This window comes from Sporosarcina sp. P26b, assembly GCF_002743245.1.
GTDB classification, from domain to species: domain Bacteria; phylum Bacillota; class Bacilli; order Bacillales_A; family Planococcaceae; genus Sporosarcina; species Sporosarcina ureae_C.
Window position 1 is genome coordinate 1 of the sequence record NZ_PDYW01000008.1, and the last position, 21,623, is coordinate 21,623.

Sequence of the window (21,623 nt, forward strand, 5' to 3'; positions counted from 1 at the left end):
CATCGATCTTCGCAGACCAGTATGCTTCTTTCTCTTTTCTTTTCAAATAAATACCTCCCAAAATGTGTTCTATGGGAGGAGTATCTCACGAATCTTCTTCTATTAATATGTGTTCACTATTTGACGCTTACGATCAGATGAATTATAAAGAATGACAGCCAAACTCTCATACGCACGTTCAACTAAGCCGAAGTCTGCTCATACCAGCTCTCTTCGGCTTTTTCTTAATGATCTTCCTCTTGCTAGAAGAAATATACAAAGCGGCAAAATACATGTACAGTATAGAGTATGATAAAACCTTTCAAGATAGATGAAAAAGCGGGTGAAAGCAATTGAACATGACACAGATTGAGTCCGCAATTCAGGACATTTTTGACCAGCCACTTGGGAATGGGGAGCAACGGCGGATTGTGTTTTGGATGGACAAGGAACAAGTATTCAGCGAGGAAGTAGGACGACTGTCATTGCAGAATGTCATCGTCCATACATTGACGGACCGCAATCAATTCCAGACGAAATACATGCTGGAAGAGGCAGACCCGTCTTCATGCTATTTAATCTATACAGATCAAGAGTTGAGTGTAGAGGATAACTGGCTGGCAGACACGGTGTTGTACTCGAAGACATTCTATGCTGATAGGGTATCTTTGGTATTGAATAATCTGCAGATTGATCCGGTATTACGCGGAACGGTGAAAAAGTATGAAAAGTTCTTCGAGAACAAGGATCGGTACCGCAAGTTTCAGGCGTTCGACATGGAGAACTATACCGAACAAACGATAGAGCTTGCAATGATGAGTGCACTATGCAACATCAAGCTGCCGGATTTTGAAGCAGTGCTGCGAACCGTCTTGATGGATACACTGGTAGACGAGAATAATAAATATATGGAAGCCATGACAAAGTTCTTTGATGTGGAGGTATTCTGGCAGCATGTAGAGGGGCAGTATGGCTACGAGAGAGAAACGAAGACCCTAAAGACATTGTTCCTTCACCTTGCCGTAACAGCGTTCAGTCATGCGGCAGATACCGCTCATTTGATTTCTGTGGAATCGTTTGTGGCGAAGAATAATCGGGCAAACTGTCTGGTGTTCATAGATCACTGGATGCACCATCGATCGGACAGTCCGGTATTTGATGACTATGCAGAGATGGCGGAGCAGGAAATCGGACTGTCGAGCATCCTTCAAAGCATTCCGATAGACCAGTTTAAGCAAGCAGAGGTATTCCCGTACATTGACCGGGCAATCCTGATCTACATAACCAATGGTCTGATGGAGAACTTCGAGGACTACGAGGAATACACGAAACTCATCAAACTGCGGCGTTCCAAGCACTTTTATCACCAGTATGCGTCTTTGTACGAGGCCTTGTATTACGCAGTGAAGATGCATGAGTTCCGAAAAGAAACTTCACGCGGAATCCAGCAAGGGTCAGCAATTGAGGTATACCGTGCTTATGAAGAAGAGTATTACAAGATGGACACCTATTACCGGAAGTTCTATGTCGCTTTTGATGAGGAAAGCAACCACGAACTGCTGAAGAAATTGAGAGAATCAGTGGAACACCTGTATACCGGCTGGTTTATAGGGGAGCTGGGAGCCCGCTGGACACAAGCTGTTTCATCGGAAATGACATCTGACTGGTCATTGCCTGGTGTGCAGGCTCAGCAGAACTTCTACTCGTCAGTTGTGTCTCCACATATCCGAAATGGAGAGCGGGCATTCGTGATCATCTCGGATGCTATGCGATATGAAGTGGGAGTAGAGCTGGCTAAACGGTTAAATACGGAAACAATGGGTACCTGCAGTATAGATTCGATGCTTAGCGTCGTACCTTCCGTCACAAAACTTGGCATGGCAGCCCTCTTGCCGCATCGCGGGCTGGATATGGATGAGCAAGGCAATGTTCTCGTGAATGGAGTCAGCTCTGCCGGCATAGATAATCGAAAGAAAATCATTGAAGGAACTGTAAGTCACAGCATTGCGGTTAAGCATCCAGACATCACGGCGATGAACAAGGCAGGCAGACGGGACATGCTGAAAGGCAAGAAGCTCGTCTATATTTATCATGATGCCATCGATGCTGTAGGGGACAATGCATCGACAGAGCAGAGTACATTCCAGGCGGCAGACCAGGCCGTGAATCAATTGTATGAGCTGGTGAAGATGCTCCGGGATGACGTAAGCGGGACGAATATCTATATCACTTCCGACCATGGCTTTCTCTATCAGCGGGATGCTCTTCCGGAGAGCGACAAGATCGAAAAGGCATCAGTTGAAACGATTGAAGTGAAACGCCGCTACATGCTGTCTAAGGAGAGTGCAGAGATTCCAGGACAGCTTGCGATTGATCTGTCGTCTGTCATGAAGAATGAACAGCAGCTGACTGCCTACCTTCCGAACGGTATCATCCGCAATCGGATACAGGGAGCGGGTGCGAACTTTGTACATGGCGGAGCGAGCTTGCAGGAAGTTGTCGTGCCGCTCCTGTCTTTCAAAAACATACGTGCGGGTCAAAAGGGAGCAAGATCCATCGTCAAAGTGGATATCAAATTAACGAGCACCATGAGGCGGATCACGAATAGTATTTTCACATTGGATTTCTTCCAGACGGAAAAAGTAGGAGACAAAACGAACGCTCGGACTGTTATCGTCTACATGGCGGATGAAGCCGGCAGTGTGCTGTCCAATGAAGAAACGATCATCGGGGACAGGACGTTCGAGAACCCGGCAGACCGGACATTCAAACTTAGGTTTGTTTTGAAAAGCATTTCTTATGATCGGGACAAGACGTATTATTTGATTATGAAAGACAGGGAAACTGGCGTGGAGACAGAACGGATAGCATTTTCAATCAACTTAGGCATCGTTAGCGACTTTGACTTTTAAGGGAGGTGTGAGGATTGGAAGAACAAGTGATGACACTGGAGCTGGATAAGAAGCTGAATGAAGCATTCGCCGGTCGGGTAGTCCGGAAAGATTTGACGAAGCTGATTAAAGAAGGGGCGAATGTGCCGGTCTACGTACTCGAGTATTTGCTTGGCATGTATACGGCAACTGATGACGAAGCCAGCATTCAGGAAGGCGTGGAACGTGTAAAAAAGATTCTCTCTGATAATTTCGTTCGTCCTGATGAAGCGGAGAAGGTCAAGTCACGTATAAGAGAGCTTGGACAGTATTCCATCATCGACAAGGTCACTGTAGCACTGAATCCGAAACTGGATCAGTACGAAGCGGAGTTTTCGAACTTAGGCTTGAAGGGCGTGCCTGTACCGGCGAATTATGTGAAAGAATACGACAAGCTGCTTGTCGGTGGTATTTGGTGCATGGTGAAAATAGATTACTATTACGATGAAGAAGCACGAAACGTGAATCCGTTCAGTGTTCATAATCTGCAGCCCATTCAAATGCCCAACATGGATATTCAGGAAGTGTTTGAGGGACGCAAGAAATTCACCAAGGATGAATGGATTGATGCATTGATCCGCTCGACAGGCATGGAACCGACTCAGTTGGAGGAACGGGTCAAGTGGCACTTGCTGCTGCGGCTGGTTCCGCTTGTAGAGAACAACTATAACATGTGCGAACTTGGCCCACGAGGTACTGGAAAATCGCATGTTTATAAAGAAATTTCGCCGAACTCGATATTAGTCTCAGGAGGCCAGACGACGGTCGCCAACTTGTTCTATAATATGTCATCGCGAAAGATCGGTCTTGTCGGCATGTGGGACTGTGTCGCATTTGATGAGGTGGCAGGCATCCGCTTCAAGGATAAAGATGGCATCCAGATCATGAAGGATTATATGGCTTCCGGATCTTTCGCCAGAGGGAAGGAAGAAAAGAATGCTTCCGCCTCCATGGTGTTCGTCGGGAATATCAATCAGAGCGTCGATGTATTGTTGAAGACTTCCCATCTTTTCGCTCCATTTCCGGAAGAGATGGCAAATGACACGGCATTTTTTGATCGGATGCATTATTACATGCCGGGCTGGGAGATACCGAAGATGCGGCCGGAATTCTTCACGGACCGCTATGGCTTCATCGTCGATTATATTGCAGAATTTTTCCGCGAAATGAGGAAGCGGTCATTTGCAGATTCATTGGACAGATATTTTAAGTTGGGGAATAACTTGAATCAGCGGGATACCATCGCAGTCCGTAAAACGGTTTCTGGTATGGTCAAGCTGATTTATCCGCATGGAGAATATACGAAAGAAGATATTGAAGAGGTCCTGCAGTACGCATTGGAAGGCCGCCGCCGAGTGAAAGAGCAGCTGAAGAAAATCGGAGGAATGGAGTTCTACGATGTCATGTTCTCATACTTCGATAAAGAGTCTATGGAGGAGGAGTATGTCTCCGTACCCGAGCAGGGCGGAGGCAAGCTGATTCCTGAAGGTATGGAGAAACCTGGCCATGTGTATGTCGTCGGGCAGAGTGATTCAGGCATGATTGGTGTGTACAAGCTGGAGAATCAGGTGGTCAGCGGGACGGGAAAATTTGATAAGTCAGGCGTCAGCTCTCATCGAGGAGCGAGGGAAAGTCTCGATACGGCTTTCCGCTATTTCACAGCAAACAGCAAAAGTGTCAGCAATACGATCAGCACGAAAACGAAAGATTATTTGATGCACGTAAGCGATATGCAGGGTATCGGATTGACAGAGGAATTGGCTGTTGCAGAGCTGATCGGTCTGTGTTCAGGGGCTTTGGATAAGCCCATCCAAGACAGCACGGTTGTCATTGGAAATATGACTGTCGGCGGTACGATTGCCAAAGTAGAAGAGCTGGCAAACGTTCTTCAAGTTTGTGTCGATGCAGGAGCACGAAAAGTACTGATCCCGGCAGCGTCGGTTGTCGACTTGCAGACAGTGCCATCCGATTTACTGGTGAAGATCCAGCCGATTTTCTATGCTGATCCGATTGATGCGGTGTTTAAGGCGTTAGGTGTATCCTGATTATCGCAAATGCAAAATGCAGTCATCGCGTGAACCATTGATGACTGCATCTTTTTAAGTTCTGTGAAAATCGATTAAGACATGAATAAGTCTGCCGAAGTCAGGAAGCAGCTTTTCGAATATCTCCTCTGTAGAGAGTGTGGTTCCATAGTGTATCACGAACCGTTTGGTTTCATAAGTGGTCGGAGATGAGAATTCGATTTTATGAAGCTTGTTCTGTATCTGCTGCAGAGTATTGATCGTTGTGTGGTTCGTGCTTCGAAGTTCAAGCATAGCTTCTTTCGTCGGTGTTGAGACAGCGGTCAGAACAATCTCGATGTACCCGGTTCCTGACCCCATTTGTATTTGCCGCCTGTCCAGATTGCTTTTCGAACGCAATACATTGTCGAAGTAGGGATATGTGTGACGCAATAGGTCCATCAGACTTTTATTGACCTTCTCGGTCTTACTTAACTCCCGGACTGCAAAAGGGGTCCCTTTTCGTTCTCGCATGTTTCGAGCTGCTGCCTTTAATAAGAACTGGGGTACGTGGAATTCAGGACTCATTATTTTTCGGACTGCAGTTACAGGGTCTTCTTGGCGAAGAAGGTCTAGTTGTTCGATAGTGTAGCTATCAAGTTCTAAGAATTGAATTTGCAGCGACTTCTCTGCAACTCTCGCCAATTCTATCAATTCATCTGTGAAGTGGCTGGAAGCTTTCGTGCCAATCCATAAGATGATGCCTTCATCCATATGACGGATCAGTTCCTTTAGCTGATTGGAATGGACGGCATCCAGCTCATCTTTCTGGACTTCGATGAATACAGGAAGATTTTCTTCTGCATGGATAGCGTAAAGGTCGATATACATTCCCTTGTAACTCTTTTCTAACTCCAAGTGAAGCAATTCAGAGGCAAGGTAATATTCCAGGACGTCTTTGCGAAGGAACAGCAGCTTGTTCAGCAGCCGTTCCAGGTTTTTTCTTTTGACTTTCATAGTTCAATCTCCTCCTTAAATTAAGTTTAGTTGGCGGAACATTTCTCCGAGGTCGATGTCGAGTGCATGAGCAAATTTCAAGAGCAATTCGATTCGTATGTTACCGTGAATCGCATTTTCCAAACGGGAGACCTCACTGTAAGAGATTCCGACCATTTCGCCAACTTGACGAACAGTGAATTCTTTTGTATCTCGTGAAGCTCTCAGGTATTGACCGATTGCCTTATCAGCTTTCTGTATATCGATTTCCATTTCATTCCCTCCTTTCTTTGTAGTCCACTTACACTTTCGTTCTAAGCAGTTAAGTCAGCAGATATTCCAATTTTGAAGGATTTTTTTGAGGAACCATGGCGAATGAACTTTGGGAAAGTAAATTAATTATCTGATTATAATCTTCAAAAAATATAAATTGAAGTACAGCGTGTGATTGCCAAGTGGTATCAATTAGCACTTCAAATAGGGAGGTTGAACAAATTGTCACTCATTGACTCGTATAGAAGAACAATCAAAAGAAAGCAAGAGGAACTAGGAAAATTAAGAAGATCTAGAGCTGACGAATCTGGAAAAGTACAAAAGCATAAGAAAAAAATACTCGCAGCTAAAGAAGCGATCAGTAGAACAAAGTCTGCTTCAACTGTAAAATCTAAATATAATGAAATTAAACGAGAGGAAATAAAACTAGTTAGTATAGATAAAAAGGTTGCTGAACTCGATAGGAAAATAGCAAAAGTTGAAGGAGAGATAGGGGGTGAAGAAAAAAAGCTGAATCGAGAACTTGAGCGTGAACAGAAAAAGAGAGACGCTGCAGATAAAAAGAGAATTTATGAAAGTGAAAAATATATGAGGGAGGTTTGCATTACGTTGGATAAACACGATGAAATGCATCAAAAAGTGAATATATCATTAGAGGAATTGAGAAAATTACCTGAAAAAATCACAGTACTCTTTATGGCTTCGAATCCATTAGATGCTTCTCAATTAAGATTAGATGAAGAAGCACGAGCGATTCATGGGATGATCAGAAAGTCGGAATATAGAGATTCAGTATCTTTTGAGACGCGTTGGGCTGTTAGAGCACTTGACGTCATGCAAGCAATTAATGAAGAGACTCCCGCAATCATTCACTTTAGTGGACACGGTTCACAAGATGATGAAATAGTTTTCCAAGATAATCAAGGAAAAGCAAAGTTTGTTACAAAGGAAGCAATAGTTCAAACTATGATTAGTGCCTCGGATGATATCAAGTTAGTATTTTTCAACACATGTTTTTCATACGGACAAGCAAGAGCAGTGGTTCAGCATGTTGATGCAGCAATTGGGATGACGAAGTCAATAGGAGATGAGGCTGCCCGGGTCTTTGCGGCTCAGTTTTACTCAGCCATTGGATTTGGACATTCAGTAAGAAAGGCATTTGAACAGGGGAAGTCTGCACTTATGCTAGAGGGAATTCCAGAAGAGGATACGCCCGAATTATATGTAAAAGATGGACTGGATTCGAATGAATTAATTATAGTAAAGCCTTAATTTTATTGATGAATGTATTGAGATTTATATGAGAAGGGTTAAGCTACCTGCATAAATGACAAATTAGCTTAAAGCGATACATAGTTGATTGAAGTGGAAGGCGGCGACTCCTGCGGGAATAGCAACGGAATTCAACGTGCTTTAAAGGCGAACTATTATTCTTCGAATTATATAGTTAAAGACAGAAAGAGCTAGAATTCTTTGCTCTTCTGTCTGATTTTTTTGCCTCTTAAATAACTACGGTGAGCCTTATCATAAGTAAATTAGGTTTTTATTAGGCACACTTAAGTGTTTCCTTTTTACCTTCTAATCTTGGTATAATAGTCATATCAAGTTAGGAGGTGTATTCAATGGATATATTTGAAATAATCCAACAGGGTGAATCTAAGCATGTAGAGTTTAAAAGTTGGGTTAAAGCAAACAAGAAAGAACTTATGAATATTTTAACAAATGAATCTGTAGGATTTGCCAATACTGACGGTGGTATCATCTTAGTCGGGGTAGAAGACGATGGAGAAGTAACCGGATGTTTTGATTACGATGAACAAAATATTATTGAAAGCATTTATGACAAGACTATACCTAAGCTTTTTACTGATATTGATGTAATAAAGATTGATGGCAAAGAAATTTTTAAAATAAAAATTGAAAAGTCTCCAGAAATTGTAGCCACTTCAAAAGGTATTGTATATAAAAGATTAGGGAAAAATACAAAACCATTTTATCCATCAGAATATACCTCTAATAAAATTAAAGGATTTAAAGGCGACTACTCTGCAAAAATTATCGAACCGACGACTAAAGATGATATAGACTTTACGGAAGTAGAGCGATTGAAACTAAAAATACAATCTCGTGATAAAGAGTCTACTTTATATCAATCAGATAATATCACCTTTCTAAAGGATTTACGCTTAGTAGATGTTGTTGATAATGAAATTCAGTTAACTGTAGCGGGGGTGTTATTTATTGGTACAAAAGAAGCGATTGCTAAATATATGCCACAAGCGGAAATAATAATTCTTACTTATAGCGATGGGCAAACGGAATATAATAAGCGTTTAGAGCTAAAAATCCCTTTAATTCAAATTGTAGATAGAATTCAACAATTTTTCGAAGACAGGAACGGAATTAAAAATATACAGATGGGCCTATTTAAATTAGAAGTCCAAGATTATCCTATCAATGTATTTCAAGAAGCCCTTCTTAATGCTATCTCACATCGTGATTATGAGAGTAATTCGTCAATTTTTATTAAATTTTTCCCTAACGAAATTATTATTGAAAACCCTGGCGCGTTTCCGTCTGGAGTTGACAGTACTAATATTATTACACATCCTTCATCGCCGAGAAACAAATTGATTGCAGAAACACTTCAAAAGCTAAAATACGTTCAACGTTCTGGTCAAGGTGTAGATATAATTTTTAAGGATATGCTTTCCTTAGGAAAATCAGCCCCTGAATATAATTTGTATTCTGAGGCAGTAAGTTTAACGTTAAGAAGTAGCTTAGAAGATATAGAATTTTTGAAGTTTATTACTAAAGAGCAAGAAAATAATGGGGAGTTTTCAGTTTCAGAAATTTGCATCTTAAAATACATTAAATCTAATAAAACGATAACTCTAAATAAGGCTGCAGAAGTGGCTCAAATTACAATTCAATCAGCATCAAATGTTTTAAGTAAACTTTGTCAAAAAAGAAACATTCTACAAAGAGAAGCAAGAAATAAATATATGTTTACCCATCGAGTGTATGAAAGTTTAGATGATAATATTGAGTATACAAAAGACAAAGATTTTGATGAAATACAAGCTAAAACAATGATTATTGAATATTTGAATAAAAATGGTTCGATTACTCGTCCTGATGTCGAAAGATTGTGTGGCTTTTCATCTACAAGTAGTAAACGTATTTTACAACGTTTAAGGGATGAGAAAGTTATTGTTTTAGAAGGTAGAGCAAGGGCAAGTTTTTATAGATTAAAATGATATTTAGCAGATTGTTAGTGAACAAATGAACCGATTCTGGACTGATACTATAAAATTTGGACCGATTCTGGACCGATACTACAAAGCTTGGACCAATTCCGGACCAATTCTGGACCAATTCTGGACCGATAAATGACTGATTGTTATCCAATACAATAAGGTTGAAGTTCGATATAAAATGGAATAAAAATCTCACTTATATATCTCACGGCGAGCCTTACCATAAATAGATGAGGTTTTTAATTAGCTGGAAGTGTATTGCAGATAATTTTAAACATAGGTTTTCTATAAGTTCGATAGTGAAAAGAAAAGTTAATGTATAGCTACAACTAACTCTTATTGCACCGAAACGCACGATAAAGGTATTGCGAATGGGTTTGACCCAGTTGTACTAGAATCATAAGAGATTATAACAATTAAAAAAGATTCTAGATGAAGAAACCTGGAATCTTTTTTGGTAATTTTAAGTTTGATTTAAGCTTTGTTCGAAATGATGGTTATATGTTGTTGCAAAACTTTTAAATTGAGTGGTAAATTCGGTCCTTGTTCACCATCTATATCACTTTCTTGTGTCTCACCGGCAGAAGTCGTTATGTTGACTTGTCGTGTTTTAAAGTATTGAACGTTTTCTGATTCCTTTAATTTGCCCATTATGATTGAAGGGGTCATTTTCGCAAGCTCAGTCAAGTTAAGGTGTTTAAACGCGAAGATATGGAAGTTTCCGTCTCCGTTTTCAACTTCGTTTACAATTGTTTTAATACCACCAAGCGAGTCGATGAGGGATATTAAGACAACCGATACGTCACCTTCCCATGTATGTTCTTCCATCTCAAACTTAATTGGAAAAGTGTGGTCATCCATTATTTCTTTCCCAATCGCTTTCAAGTAGGCAATGGGTCCGATTTTAGATTTTTCTGCACTGTCGACATGATGAATTGCTTTCGCAGCACTTCCAATTCCTAAAATGTTTGTAAAATAAATATCATCGTTAGCCATTCCAATGTCAATTTTTGTTTCAATACCTGAGACAAGCAATTTAATCGCATCAACAGGTTTCATTGGAATGTTTAATGAACGAGCAAGATCATTCACTGTGCCCATTGGAATGATTCCGAGTTTTGGAGGGTTATTAAATGGAGCGAGTCCATTGACAGTTTCATTCACACTTCCGTCTCCACCGAGTGAAACAACGAAGTCATAGTTATTTTCTGCAGCCTCTTTTGCAAAGCGTGTCGCATCACCTTCGCCCTCCGTATATTTCACAGTGATTTCACTGTACGCATCTTGAAGTGTTTCTCTAATTTGCTCTTCATACTCTGTTGCTTGTTCTTTTCCAGAGGAAGGATTAATAATGACTAATGCTGATTTTTTCAAATGGCTCACTCCTTTTATTTTCGTTGTTTACAATCTATTACCTATTTGTATCTATTTCAATCATTTTTCATAAAGCCATTCCAGCGCTATGTAGGAGTTTTTTTAAAACAAAGTCTCGCCCAGGGACCTTTTATTTCATATATGGAACGTAGATGCAAGCATGTACACTTCTCAGACTTTTTGAATAGGCTGCCTGATGCTTTCAAACGCTAAAAACTAGAAGAGAAAGGTTTATGGAACAAACCTTTCTCTTCTAGTTTTATTTACGAGTTAAAGTCACTTATTTTAAATTGGAGATATATTCTTTTAAAACAAGATAAACATAGTCTTGATTGGCTGAAGCAGTTTCTGGATTATATTGTCCATTATTAGTTTTGTTATTTGAAAGAATGCGTATTCCTAAAAAAGGAACGTTGTAACTATCAGAAATCTGTGCTGCGGCAGCACCTTCCATTTCCTCAACAGAAGTACCGTACTTTTCATGGAACCAGTTTATGCGGTCTACTTCGTTATTCCAAAGATCTGCAGATCCAATAGTACCTTCAACAACTTTACCTAGTTCATATTGATCTTTAACCGCATTTGCTGCTGCTAATAATTCATCGTCGCCATCAAAGTAGCGAATCTTCTCTGCATCAGGATCTTCTCCGGCACTGCCTTCAGAAGCCATAAGGTCCATGGGCTTCCATAGCGATGGATCCATTCCTTCGTTTTCTTCAGCAGACTCAGTCTTCATAGAACCAATATTGACAGTTCGTTTTCCTAACACTATGTCAAATACATGTAAGTCCGGGTCGTGTCCGCCTGAAGTTCCCTGGTTAATAATAGCGATAGGGTTATACTTCTCAATTGCTAATGCAGTAGCGGCTGCAGTGTTTTCCATCCCTTTACTAGTTTTCGTAACAATTACAGGATAGTCATCGATAGTACCTTTATAAAAAACAAAGTTTCCCGATTCCTCAACTTCTGCATCGCTTAATTTCTCAGCAAACTTTTCAGCTTCAATAGGCATGGGTCCTTGAACAATAATCGGACGTAGTTCAGTTTCAGCTGTATTCTTAGTAGTTGAGTTACAGCCCGAAACGATCGTTGCTAGAATAACCATACATACAATAAAGCCAACTAATTTCATGTTCTTCAAAGATAATCTCCTCATTCCTGAATAATTCCAATCGAATAGTATCCCTAGCAAATTACTTTTCCTAGTGCATTATAAATTTCATTTGGCTAATCAGTACGTATCGTTAAAGTATAGTATGACGGCGCTTAAAATTTACTAAGTGTAAGAGATTCCTATTACTCACTATTTTTATGCAGAATTTAGTAAAAACACTATTGCAATGAATACGTTATGATTATAGCAGAGGCTTTTTATGGTTTCAACCCAAAACACGAACGTTTATTTAGTAAATAATTACATTGTACGTTATATGGTGTAGATAATATTTAAATACTTGAATGTACTGAAAAAAACATCCTAAATAACGAATGATGCAAGCAAGCTCAATGCTATTAGGATGTAATGAATAGTAAAATAACGATGTAGATAAAAATATTACTATTACTGTGTTTTAATCCTGTATACATTGCCATGCTGTATGTCAGTAAGTGGATATATCCAAACAAAAATGTGTACGAAAAGTATAAGTAAGTATAGAATAGGCCAGTTGGCATTTCGTTGTAGGAAGGGTGATAAATTTGTTTAAAGCATACGCTTGGCTGACACTTTGTGTAATGGTGTGGGGCAGTAATTTTGTTTTTGGAAAGATGTTGGTCCAGGACTTTTCCCCGGCTCTTCTCACTTCGCTCAGACTATTGTTTATAGTAATTTTTCTGATTGGATTATCTTCATATAAATTACATGTGAAACGATTGAATAAATATGATTTACTAGCAGTAATTTTTTAGGTGTTTTTGGCGTTTTTATTAACCAGTGGTCATTTTTCGCTGGATTAGAAACGGCTGATCCAACAACGTCTGCATTAATCTTGGCAACTACGCCCATTTTAACCGGCGTTTTAGCTGGCGTTTTTTTAAAAGAAAAATTAACAATTCGTATGTTACTAGGATCTATTGTTGCGATCATAGGTATTTTCTTTGTCGTAGCAAAAGGAAATATATCCTCTATACATATCGATAAAGGTTTATGGTGGATTGTAGTTACGATGATTACTTTCGCTATGCTAATTATCATGACGAGACTCCTTTCCAGTAGAGTGGATCCGCTTGCAATTACTTTATATTCAAATGTTGTCGGACTAGTTGTGTCAATTCCTTTTATTTTTTTACTTGATACGCCCATACGAATGAGTGTAAAGGTCTCGGATTGGTCATTTTTGATCGTAACTGCCGTTGTGGTACACGGTATTGCCATGTTAATTTGGAACTACAATATTAGATATGTTGATGCTTCAAAGGCCTCCATATTATCTAATTTAGAACCTTTTGTAGCGATGGTAATGGGTTTGATCTTGTTGTATAAACCAATAACGGGGTCAGAAATTGTCGGTTCACTATTTATAGTGGGAGGAGTAGTGCTGTCAACTTATCAGCGAAGAAAATTAAGGCTAGTGGAAGTAACGAAGCCTGCAGCAAGAAAACTTTAAGCTGTACTAGTCAATTCACGCAATATTAACGTGTTTAAAGACCAACAGTAGAAGTGAGTTATTCCTTATACGAAAAACGGCCTCTTTCTTTGATGCAGACAGATGTTCTGCAAAAGGGAAGGGGCCGTTTCATTGTGTGCTTTTAATTTAGTTCTGGGAATAAGTAATATAATATATCCGTCGTCACTCGACGAGATTCCCCTTTATAAGGGTAGATATGCATATACATCGAAGGATTAAAGTTCGCTTCAATAATGCCATACGCACCTGGATTTGCTGCTGGTACATCGAGGTCTTCAATAATGAAATCAATTCCGCTAATTTTTGCGCCTAGAGCAGCTACTGCCTCTACTGCAATCTTCTTATAATCATCGGAAAACTGATCGGTTACATCAATTGAGTCTCCGCCAGTACTGACGTTAGAGTTTTCACGTAAGTAGACAATTTCACCGTCTTTAGGGATTGAATCCAGTTGATAGCCTTGACCTTTCAGCATGAGAACTTCTAGTTCGCCCAACTGGATAAGTTCTAATGGCGTACGGTGGTCTGTACCTCTCAGTGGATCTTGGTTCTTTTCTTCAACCAGTTCCTTAATCGTGTGTGTGCCGTCTCCTGTGACGTTTGCAGGTACGCGTAGCATAATGGCAAGTACTTTATCGTGTAGCACGAACAAACGGTACTCTGTGCCATTCAGGAACTCTTCTACCAAGACAGACGAGTCTTCATTGAATGCAAGTGTGATGGCTTGCTTGTAGTCCTCGTAACTGGCACCATCTTTAAAGATAGATATGCCGATTCCGTAGTTCGTTGTTTTGGGTTTGACAACGAAAGGCGTCTTAGCGAACATCTCAAAGGCACGTAATGCATCCTCTATATTGTTGAACTCGTCACCACCAGGTACACAAAAACCCTCTTGATGAAGAATTTTTTTCGTAACCGTTTTATTTTCCATTATCAAAGTCGAGACATACGTATCTTTGCTAGTCATGTTACCGTTCTTGACGAATTCTACATGATCTCGTAATTTCAGCTTCAAGAATTGATCTTGACGATCCAAAATCTCTACTTCGATACCATGTTGAAATGCATCAAACATGAGGATTTGTGTAGACAATTCCATATCCGTAAAGCCCGTTAACTCATAAGGTTTTTCCCATAGATTGGCGTAGGTTTCTCTTGCCATTTCCAAAGCCACTTGATGTTGACTACTTTTTTGGCTTTCCGTATACAATCTGCCGGCTAGTGTCTTCGAAGGATCTTCTAGCATGGCTCTCAAATTGCTAAATAACGAGTCGGAAACAGGGAAGCCTAATTCTTTAGTCATTTTTTCCATACCATCAACTAGCTCATGCGCTTCTGTTTCAAATGTCGTATGTGACAAAGGATGCTCAAGTGCGACTACGTCATTTCGCGCATCGCCTACTTTTCCATACTCGTCACTTTCTGGATGTTCGTCTTTCTGCAGAAGATATAGAGAGAAAATATGAAGAAATTCCGCTTGTTCATAGCTAATTCCATTCGTTTCAAATGGATTCAAATCAATATTTCGTAGCTCTACATAACGAACACCTTCAGTCAAGAATTCCTCTACACGCTCGCTTCCACGTAAGCGCATCGCGGTATAGAATTCTTTTTCTTCTACGAGCAAACCTCTATTTACTACGCAAGATAAATCGTCAATATACTTCTCTATCGAGCTAAATGAAACTTTCACATCATCGTGATTGACATAGCCGAATCTGCTGCTTCTAATGCTTCTAACCGGCTCATTTGGCTGATCATCGCAACCGTAGAAATTCTCATCACTAGTAGGGGAGGCACCATAAAAGTACGTCACAAGCCAGCGGTAGTATAAGTAATTTCTAGTGAGTTTTAAATAAATATTTGTTTTGAAGTATTGATAATTATCGGTTTCGGACTGCAAATCAAATAATTTCCCGAGCAATTCATCACTGAATTCAAAATTAAAATGGATCCCACAAATCATTTGTTTTCGGCGACCGTATGAATTAGCCAACGAGCGTCGGTAGAGAACATTTTCGAAGTTTTCCAATTTTGCAATCTTGATATCTTCCTCTTTTTCGGGAAGCGCAGGTGGCATGCTTAATGGCCATAACATTTCATCTTTTCCTATGGAGCGGTATGCCACGTCATGGATAGCTGATAGATAATCAAATAATTCGTCTCGCGTGTTCAGGACAGGCGTGATCAATTCCATTTGCGTTTCCGAGAAGTCGCGCTGAATATACGGATGTTCATCTGCCATTCCAACGCTTGCGGGGTGATCCGTCGTCGCTAAATTCCCCTCCAAATCTACGCGTTGTCCTTCCTTTTCAATACCGTACCGAGCTTTCAGAACATACGGCTTCACACGTTCATCGGCTAACATTTTCTTTAGATCCATCGTAACAGTCCCTCCTATGTAATAGATTTTAATACGTTCCTTCTATCTTAGTTCATATGCTCTTAAAAACAAAAACATCCACATCAGAAATAATGTGGACATTCGGAATGTAGCTGAATGCAATAGGAAGATGAACCGTTGATAGACAGTGCAAGGGGACGCATTCCCGTAGGCCTATGGGAAGCGCCCCCTTATATAGTCTTCAATTATCTACATGTATTCAAATTATCCCAAGTTCTTCATATGGAAATCAAAGTGTTCCTCCAGGAAAGAAGAGATGAAGAAATAGCTATGATCATAGCCGTCTACTTTATTATATTTCACTACTTGATTATGCTGCTTCGCATTTTCAAGGAACGGTTTCTCATTCAACTGCTCCGGATAAAAGCCATCTGCAGTACCTTGCGTAATAAGTATGGGAGGAATACCTGCTTCCTTCACTAACTCGGCAGTGTCCCACTCTTTCCACGTCGCTTTGTCTTCACCTAGGTACGTCGTAAATGCTTTGATTCCCCAAGGAACATCGCTTGGACTTGAAATGGGGGAGAACGCGGAAATCGCTTTGAAACGGTCTGCATTCTTCATTCCGATCATCAAGGCACCATAACCACCCATCGAGTGACCCATAATACTTTCGTTACCTGAGAAGTTAGGCACAAGAGTAGCAGCCAGTTCACTTAGCTCCTGTGTTATATAAGAATACATCTGATAATGCGTTGCCCATGGCTCTTCTGTTGCGTTTAGATAAAAGCTCGCACCTTGTCCAAGGTCGAATGCCTCATCGTCCGCTACGTCTTCTCCGCGTGGTGATGTATCTGGAATAATTACTGCCGCTTGATGTTTTTCAGCCAAGCTTTGGAAACCACTTTTTTGACTGAAGTTATCATCCGTACATGTTAATCCCGATAAAAACCAAATGAGAGGTATTTCTTTTTGCTCTGTATTTGACGGTAAGAAGATACTAAATGTCATATCACACTTGAGGACTTCTGAATAATGGTTGTACTTGTTTTGTTCCCCACCAAAAGATCGTCTTTGCTCAACGCGTTCTACATTCATGATCTCACTCTCCATATGTTAGTATTGATCGAATTGATTCACCTTTATGCAGTAAATCAAATGCTTCATTGATATCGGTAAAGTTTAGTTGGTGCGTAATGAACGAATCTAAATCAATTTCACCGTCCATGTAGTCATCAATCATCCCTGGTAATTCAGTTCTTCCTTTTACTCCGCCAAATGCAGATCCACGCCATACGCGACCTGTAACTAGTTGGAATGGACGTGTATGAATTTCTTTACCAGCACCTGCGACACCAATGATGATGCTCTCGCCCCAACCTTTATGGCAGCATTCAAGAGCAGCTTTCATGACTTCGACATTACCGATACACTCGAAGCTGTAATCTACACCGCCGTCGGTCATGTCTACAATGACTTCTTGAATTGGCTTGTCGAATTTAGAAGGGTTGATGAAATCGGTTGCGCCCATCTTCTTCGCTAGTTCAAACTTATCTTCATTGAGATCGATTGCGATGATTCGGCTTGCTTTCGCTTGCTTTAGTCCTTGAATAACGGCTAAACCAATAGCTCCTAGACCGAAGACTGCTGTAACAGCACCTTCTTCTACTTTCGCTGTCTTATGAACAGCTCCGATACCTGTAGTGACGCCGCAACCAAATAGACATACTTTATCAAGTGGTACGTTATGATCTTCTACTTTAACTAGGGAGATTTCAGACACGACAGTATACTCACTGAAAGTACTTGTTCCCATGTAGTGATAGATGGGTTCACCGTTGTAAGAGAAGCGTGTAGTACCGTCAGGCATTAATCCTTTACCTTGTGTTTCGCGAATTGCGCCGCATAGGTTAGTTTTACCGGATAGACAGAACTTACATTTTCCACATTCAGGTGTGTACAGTGGAATCACGTGATCACCAGGTTTGACGGAAGTAACTCCTTCACCTACTGAAACTACGACACCAGCACCTTCATGACCTAAAACGGCAGGGAATACTCCTTCCGCGTCATCGCCGGATAATGTGTATGCGTCTGTGTGACAGACAGAAGTGTAAAGAATTTTGACTAATACCTCATTAGCTTTTGGCTCTTCTACATCGATTTCTACAATTTTAAGTGGTTCTCCAGGTTTGAATGCTACAGCTGCTCTACTTTTCAAATGAAGCCCTTCTTTCTTTTGCTTTATAGTGTTTACATTTCTATCATTACATATTATAATTCACCATGCAATACTGACTCTTTTGTCACTATGAACATGAATAGTATAGAAAGAAGTGAAGCAATATGGTCATTCATTATAAAGATAAACAATATTTCACTAGTAAGGATTTAGCTTTATCCGTCATTGGCGGGCGTTGGAAAATTGCGATTATCTGGTGCTTGCTACACGAATCGCCATTACGACTAAGCGAGATGCAGAAAAAGCTTCCTGACGCCAATCAACGCATGTTAATCAGACAGTTGCGTGAGTTGGAAGAGGATAATATTGTGACACGCTACGTTTATCCTGTTGTACCACCTAAAGTGGAATATCAATTAAGTGAAACGGGTCTGCTATTAGAACCAGTCGTGACATCGATTTGTAATTTCGGCGACCAGTTTTTACAAACGATAGAAGCAGATCAAACAACAGTCGACTGAATGAGGACATTCTATAACCAAACAGGCTATACTAAGAATCACAGCAATATACTAGAGAGGGAACAGGTGATCACATGAATAATAATGACATTTTAAGTAGACTGCGTTACGCACTGGATTTGAAAGACTCGGCAGTGGTTGAAATGTTTGCGCTAGGCGGACTGAATACAAACAGAGCAGAAGTTAAAGAAATGCTAACAAAAACGAATGAGGATAGCACGGATGAAATGCAAATGAATGAATATGCCAAAGAAATTGACAACATTACGTTAGAGTCATTTCTTAATGGACTCATCATTTCAAAAAGAGGAGTACCTGAGAACACAGGAAATGCTCCCCAACCATTTTTAATGTCTGAAGAGGGCCATCGTAATGTAAATAATATTTTGCTGAAAAAAGTAAAAATCGCATTAGCGCTCACAAGTGAAGATATGCTTGATATTCTAGAAAGTGTCGGTGTGACGATTTCTAAAAATGAATTAAGTGCTGTTCTTCGTAAAGAAGGGCACCGCAATTACAAACCATGTGGAGATCGATATGCACGTAACTTTTTAAAAGGGTTAGCGATTCGTTATCGCGATACAGACACCGAGAATTAATAGGATATAATGAAAGATAAAAGTTAGGAGTGTTGGGAAAATATGTTCAAGCGTAACAAAGCATTGTACTTTATGATGAGTATACTGGCGTTGGCCATTCTTTTAGTAGGTTGTGGAAAAGCGACTGAAGAAGAACCAGCAGAAACGACTACCGAGACGCCGAAAGAAGAACCTAAAGAGCAAGCGGTAGATTACTCAGCAGATGTAAAAGAGAATCCAGTTGTAACCATTACAATGGAAAATGACGAACAAATCGTTTTAGAATTAGAGCCGACTGTTGCACCGAATTCAGTAGCAAACTTCATTTCGTTAATTGAAGATGGCTACTATGACGGGTTGATTTTCCATCGCGTCATTCCAGGCTTTATGATCCAAGGTGGCGACTCCTCGGGTGACGGGACAGGCGGACCTGGTTACTCTATTGATGGAGAATTCTCTTCAAACGGTTTTGAAAACAATATGAAGCATGAGCGTGGTGTCTTGTCGATGGCACGTGCACAGGATCCGAATTCCGCTGGTTCACAATTCTTCATCATGACAGATGAAACGGCTTCTCTGGATGGCGAGTATGCAGCTTTCGGTAAAGTGATTGAAGGCATGGAAACAGTAGATGCTATCGTGGCTAATGAAACAGACGCTATGGATAAGCCTGTTGAAGAGCAAAAGATGAAGACGGTTGAAGTAGATACGAAAGGCTTCGATTATCCTAAACCAACTACACATTAATACGGAATGAAAAACGCAATAGCCCATCATATAGGGCTATTGCGTTTTTACTAGTTACGACGTCTATATTTCCTGGGAAATCAGTATGATATATGATTCGCAGTACAAAAAAATGAGCTACTCTTTTTTAATTTGCTTTAACGTAGCGACGATAAGAAAACTAACAATGACCAGTAACAACCAAGAACTTAATTTTCCGATTCCGACTAGGTGCCATGTCTCACTCTGGTTTGGATAGGTCCATGCACCAAAGAAAGTAGCAATGTTTTCAGCAATCCAAACAAAAAAACCTATAAGAACAAATGAAAGGGCTAACGGCATTCGATACGATACATCGTTTACCCGATAGCGTACCGACGCACGCCAGAAAACGATTAGAACGAGTACAGACAACCACCAACGCATATCAATCCAATAGTGGTGAGTGAAGAAATTTCCGTAGATGGCAATGGATAGCGGAACGACTATGTAGAAGGAAGGCCATTGAATGAGTTGTACATCAAGTCGACGCCATGCCTGGCACAAATAGCTTGCTACACTCGCATACATAAAGCCGCTGTATAAGGGGACACCTAAAATTTTGAAATACCCTTCCTCAGGGTAAGACCATGAACCCATATGTACTTTGAAGATCTCCAAAGTAAGACCGATCATATGAAAGAGCGTAATTACTTTTAGTTCGTCCCGTGTTTCAAGACCCGAGCGTACCATCCACCACTGAGTTGCTACAAAAATTAGAAGCAACCAATCATACCTTGGCAGAAATGGCAGAGTGATAATTTGTGTTAGTGCAAGCGAAGCGAAAATTATGACAGGGAAGATACAAGAAAGTGCTTGTTGCCAGCCAAACGTACCAAGTTGTTTTATAGCATGTACGACTCTTGTTTGTATGCGGTGCGAATTCATAAACCACCACCTGCTTTTCCTAATGTAAATTAGTAGGACGCAGATATAATAGACAAGGTTCATTTACGGGTAGACGTTTCACGTGGAACATAGTAAATCAAAGCGGGGGGAGTAATGGGTCTTGAGAAGATATGTAATCGATGCACATATTCATATGGATATGTATGAAATAGATCAACGTAGTAAGATTTTGAATGAATTGGAGCAAAATGATGTAACTGCACTAGTTTCGGTCTCGAATAATCTTGAGTCTTCTGTAAGACAACTAAACCTTGCAAAAACAGATGATAGAATCAAACCAGCAATTGGTTACCACCCCGAACAAGTTTTGCCGACAGAACAAGAAGCATTATCTATTTTAAGACTAATTGATGATCATGCAGAAAGTCTAACGGCTATTGGAGAAGTGGGGTTGCCTTATTATTTGAGACGAGAACGGCCCGGCCTGGATTTAGCTCCTTATGTACATTTGTTAGAGTGTTTTATCCGAAAGGCTGGACAACTTGATTTACCAATCGCTTTACATGCGGTGTACGAAGATGCGGAAATAGTGTGTGAGTTACTGGAAAAGTATTCAGTTTCTCGCGCCCACTTCCACTGGTTTAAAGGAGAAGATCGTGTTTTGCATCGAATTATTTCAAATGGCTATATGATTTCAGTAACGCCTGAAGTGGTATATAGGCCAAAGATCCAACAATTAGTAGAAAGTGTTCCACTCAGTCAACTAATGGTAGAAACCGATGGGCCTTGGTCCTTTGAGGAGATGTTCAAAGGTAAGTTAACGCACCCCTCTATGGTCCATGAGAGTATGAAGAGCATAGCAGTCATCAAAGGGATCGATCTAGAAGAAGTCTATGAAGAGATATATACTAGAACACAAGAATTTTATCGACTATAAAACAG

The 21,623-nt window shown here is 40.4% G+C and carries 17 protein-coding genes and 1 pseudogene; 10 read left to right on the forward strand and 8 right to left on the reverse strand.

Annotated elements, in window-relative coordinates; all coding sequences use genetic code 11:
* Positions 1 to 338 precede the first annotated feature (338 nt).
* Entirely contained in the window at positions 339 to 2,891 is a 2,553-nt protein-coding gene (gene pglZ, locus CSV69_RS09495) for a BREX-1 system phosphatase PglZ type A (protein ID WP_369823947.1), read from the forward strand.
* A 29-nt stretch (positions 2,892 to 2,920) separates the two neighbouring features.
* Positions 2,921 to 4,954 carry a protease Lon-related BREX system protein BrxL gene (brxL, locus tag CSV69_RS09500; protein ID WP_099693321.1) on the forward strand — a complete coding sequence of 678 codons (2,034 nt, stop codon included), beginning with the start codon at positions 2,921 to 2,923 and terminating at the stop codon, positions 4,952 to 4,954.
* A gap of 54 nt (positions 4,955 to 5,008) precedes the next feature.
* Here the strand turns inward: brxL and CSV69_RS09505 are convergent, their stop codons facing one another.
* Both CSV69_RS09505 and CSV69_RS09510 read right to left on the reverse strand, forming a co-directional pair.
* On the reverse strand, positions 5,009 to 5,929 hold the full coding sequence (locus CSV69_RS09505; RefSeq protein WP_099693266.1) for a hypothetical protein: 921 nt from the start codon (positions 5,927 to 5,929) through the stop codon (positions 5,009 to 5,011).
* A gap of 15 nt (positions 5,930 to 5,944) precedes the next feature.
* Positions 5,945 to 6,181 (reverse strand): helix-turn-helix domain-containing protein, encoded by a 237-nt coding sequence (locus CSV69_RS09510; RefSeq protein WP_099693267.1) that lies wholly within the window; start codon positions 6,179 to 6,181, stop codon positions 5,945 to 5,947.
* Between the two features lie 222 nt (positions 6,182 to 6,403).
* Between CSV69_RS09510 and CSV69_RS17155 the strand changes: the two genes are divergently transcribed.
* Together CSV69_RS17155 and CSV69_RS09520 are read left to right on the forward strand one after the other, a co-directional pair.
* Positions 6,404 to 7,453: a CHAT domain-containing protein gene (locus tag CSV69_RS17155; RefSeq protein WP_099693268.1), complete on the forward strand. Its 1,050-nt coding sequence runs from the start codon at positions 6,404 to 6,406 to the stop codon at positions 7,451 to 7,453.
* A 350-nt stretch (positions 7,454 to 7,803) separates the two neighbouring features.
* Positions 7,804 to 9,441, forward strand: coding sequence for an RNA-binding domain-containing protein (locus tag CSV69_RS09520; protein WP_085427676.1), 1,638 nt, complete (start codon positions 7,804 to 7,806; stop codon positions 9,439 to 9,441).
* Positions 9,442 to 9,915: 474 nt separating this feature from the next.
* On the opposite strand, the gene CSV69_RS09525 is transcribed toward CSV69_RS09520, so the two are convergent.
* Together CSV69_RS09525 and CSV69_RS09530 are read right to left on the reverse strand one after the other, a co-directional pair.
* Positions 9,916 to 10,815, reverse strand: a complete 900-nt coding sequence (locus CSV69_RS09525; RefSeq protein WP_158232645.1) for a diacylglycerol/lipid kinase family protein — start codon at positions 10,813 to 10,815, stop codon at positions 9,916 to 9,918.
* A gap of 280 nt (positions 10,816 to 11,095) precedes the next feature.
* Complete coding sequence (locus CSV69_RS09530; RefSeq protein ID WP_099624947.1) at positions 11,096 to 11,971, reverse strand: 5'-methylthioadenosine/S-adenosylhomocysteine nucleosidase; 876 nt, start codon at positions 11,969 to 11,971, stop codon at positions 11,096 to 11,098.
* Positions 11,972 to 12,582: 611 nt separating this feature from the next.
* Between CSV69_RS09530 and CSV69_RS17405 the strand changes: the two are divergent.
* Both CSV69_RS17405 and CSV69_RS17410 read left to right on the forward strand, forming a co-directional pair.
* Positions 12,583 to 12,860: pseudogene (locus CSV69_RS17405) on the forward strand (DMT family transporter); the annotation flags it as partial.
* A 147-nt stretch (positions 12,861 to 13,007) separates the two neighbouring features.
* Positions 13,008 to 13,421: a DMT family transporter gene (locus tag CSV69_RS17410; protein WP_369823950.1), complete on the forward strand. Its 414-nt coding sequence runs from the start codon at positions 13,008 to 13,010 to the stop codon at positions 13,419 to 13,421.
* A gap of 142 nt (positions 13,422 to 13,563) precedes the next feature.
* On the opposite strand, the gene gshAB is transcribed toward CSV69_RS17410, so the two are convergent.
* The 3 genes from gshAB to CSV69_RS09550 all read right to left on the reverse strand — a co-directional run bounded on the left by gshAB (position 13,564) and on the right by CSV69_RS09550 (position 18,007).
* Complete coding sequence (gene gshAB, locus CSV69_RS09540; protein WP_099693269.1) at positions 13,564 to 15,825, reverse strand: bifunctional glutamate--cysteine ligase GshA/glutathione synthetase GshB; 2,262 nt, start codon at positions 15,823 to 15,825, stop codon at positions 13,564 to 13,566.
* A 225-nt stretch (positions 15,826 to 16,050) separates the two neighbouring features.
* The gene (gene fghA, locus CSV69_RS09545; RefSeq protein ID WP_099693270.1) at positions 16,051 to 16,884 is read right to left on the reverse strand and encodes an S-formylglutathione hydrolase; all 834 of its coding nucleotides are present in this window, start codon (positions 16,882 to 16,884) and stop codon (positions 16,051 to 16,053) included.
* A 4-nt stretch (positions 16,885 to 16,888) separates the two neighbouring features.
* Entirely contained in the window at positions 16,889 to 18,007 is a 1,119-nt protein-coding gene (locus tag CSV69_RS09550; RefSeq protein ID WP_099633728.1) for an S-(hydroxymethyl)glutathione dehydrogenase/class III alcohol dehydrogenase, read from the reverse strand.
* A 125-nt stretch (positions 18,008 to 18,132) separates the two neighbouring features.
* Here CSV69_RS09550 and CSV69_RS09555 point away from each other — a divergent pair, with 125 nt between their 5' ends.
* The 3 genes from CSV69_RS09555 (at position 18,133) to CSV69_RS09565 (ending at position 19,814) form a co-directional block, all read left to right on the forward strand.
* The gene (locus CSV69_RS09555; protein ID WP_085427670.1) at positions 18,133 to 18,489 is read left to right on the forward strand and encodes a winged helix-turn-helix transcriptional regulator; all 357 of its coding nucleotides are present in this window, start codon (positions 18,133 to 18,135) and stop codon (positions 18,487 to 18,489) included.
* Positions 18,490 to 18,563: 74 nt separating this feature from the next.
* A complete protein-coding gene (locus CSV69_RS09560; RefSeq protein ID WP_099693271.1) occupies positions 18,564 to 19,088 on the forward strand; it encodes a YehS family protein in 525 nt (174 codons plus the stop codon).
* A 42-nt stretch (positions 19,089 to 19,130) separates the two neighbouring features.
* Entirely contained in the window at positions 19,131 to 19,814 is a 684-nt protein-coding gene (locus CSV69_RS09565) for a peptidylprolyl isomerase (protein ID WP_085427668.1), read from the forward strand.
* Between the two features lie 117 nt (positions 19,815 to 19,931).
* Here the strand turns inward: CSV69_RS09565 and CSV69_RS09570 are convergent, their stop codons facing one another.
* Positions 19,932 to 20,720: a DUF817 domain-containing protein gene (locus CSV69_RS09570; RefSeq protein WP_099693272.1), complete on the reverse strand. Its 789-nt coding sequence runs from the start codon at positions 20,718 to 20,720 to the stop codon at positions 19,932 to 19,934.
* Positions 20,721 to 20,841: 121 nt separating this feature from the next.
* Between CSV69_RS09570 and CSV69_RS09575 the strand changes: the two genes are divergently transcribed.
* Positions 20,842 to 21,618, forward strand: coding sequence for a TatD family hydrolase (locus CSV69_RS09575; RefSeq protein ID WP_099693273.1), 777 nt, complete (start codon positions 20,842 to 20,844; stop codon positions 21,616 to 21,618).
* Positions 21,619 to 21,623 lie beyond the last annotated feature (5 nt).

Excerpts from the sequence above, each read along its gene's own strand:
- CSV69_RS09520 (WP_085427676.1), top strand. The coding sequence starts at position 7,804 with ATGGATATATTTGAAATAATCCAACAGGGTGAATCTAAGCATGTAGAG.
- brxL (WP_099693321.1), top strand. The coding sequence starts at position 2,921 with ATGACACTGGAGCTGGATAAGAAGCTGAATGAAGCATTCGCCGGTCGG.
- fghA (WP_099693270.1), bottom strand. The coding sequence starts at position 16,884 with ATGAATGTAGAACGCGTTGAGCAAAGACGATCTTTTGGTGGGGAACAA.
- pglZ (WP_369823947.1), top strand. The coding sequence starts at position 339 with ATGACACAGATTGAGTCCGCAATTCAGGACATTTTTGACCAGCCACTT.
- CSV69_RS09505 (WP_099693266.1), bottom strand. The coding sequence starts at position 5,929 with ATGAAAGTCAAAAGAAAAAACCTGGAACGGCTGCTGAACAAGCTGCTG.
- CSV69_RS17410 (WP_369823950.1), top strand. The coding sequence starts at position 13,008 with ATGACGAGACTCCTTTCCAGTAGAGTGGATCCGCTTGCAATTACTTTA.
- CSV69_RS09560 (WP_099693271.1), top strand. The coding sequence starts at position 18,564 with ATGAATAATAATGACATTTTAAGTAGACTGCGTTACGCACTGGATTTG.
- CSV69_RS09570 (WP_099693272.1), bottom strand. The coding sequence starts at position 20,720 with ATGAATTCGCACCGCATACAAACAAGAGTCGTACATGCTATAAAACAA.
- CSV69_RS09530 (WP_099624947.1), bottom strand. The coding sequence starts at position 11,971 with ATGAGGAGATTATCTTTGAAGAACATGAAATTAGTTGGCTTTATTGTA.
- CSV69_RS09555 (WP_085427670.1), top strand. The coding sequence starts at position 18,133 with ATGGTCATTCATTATAAAGATAAACAATATTTCACTAGTAAGGATTTA.
- CSV69_RS09565 (WP_085427668.1), top strand. The coding sequence starts at position 19,131 with ATGTTCAAGCGTAACAAAGCATTGTACTTTATGATGAGTATACTGGCG.
- CSV69_RS09510 (WP_099693267.1), bottom strand. The coding sequence starts at position 6,181 with ATGGAAATCGATATACAGAAAGCTGATAAGGCAATCGGTCAATACCTG.
- gshAB (WP_099693269.1), bottom strand. The coding sequence starts at position 15,825 with ATGGATCTAAAGAAAATGTTAGCCGATGAACGTGTGAAGCCGTATGTT.